The sequence below is a fragment of the Vibrio sp. 1727 genome (assembly GCF_033344415.1).
In the GTDB taxonomy this organism is placed as follows: domain Bacteria; phylum Pseudomonadota; class Gammaproteobacteria; order Enterobacterales; family Vibrionaceae; genus Vibrio; species Vibrio alginolyticus.
In genome coordinates this window covers 1-565 of sequence record NZ_JAWPOT010000524.1, presented here as the reverse complement: position 1 = coordinate 565, position 565 = coordinate 1, and the positions used below count along the sequence as shown (strand labels likewise).

Here is a 565-nt window from a genome sequence, read left to right as displayed (position 1 = left end):
TGGCAACATGTTCTATTTCCGAAATCAGGTCGAGCATGAAGCAAAAGTATCGCTCGCTAAGTCGTTTGGCGCTGGTATTGCTCATGAAATGCGTAATCCACTCAGTGGCTTATGTACGTCGATAGATGTTATTCAGTCTGTCTTGCCTAACAAAAAGGCGATGGGCGAAAAAGATCAGTATGTCATGAGTGGTGAAGACGTAACCTTGCTCCGTGAAGTGAGCGAAGATGCGATGAACATTATTCATTCAGGCAACGAGACAATCGATTTATTGCTCACATCGATTGATGAAAACCGCGTATCTCGCTCTTCCTTCAAAAGATATTCTGCTCAATCGGTGGTTGAAAAAGCCATTGAGAGTTTCAGTTATAAACGTTCGACAGACAGGTTCGCGATCTCATTCGATGCAAGAAGTGAGTTTGATTTTTTGGGTAGCGATACATTGTTAAAGTACGTCATGTATAACTTGTTTAAGAACGCATTTCATCATCGCAGTTCAGACGAGTTTCATATTCATGTGAGTATGCAAAGTAATGACACGGTCAACCAAATTGTAGTGACGGAC

At 41.8% G+C, this 565-nt stretch carries 1 pseudogene; it reads left to right on the top strand.

Features of this window, described 5'->3' with window-relative positions:
* Window positions 1-565, top strand: a pseudogene (locus R8O10_RS26720) (hybrid sensor histidine kinase/response regulator); the annotation flags it as partial.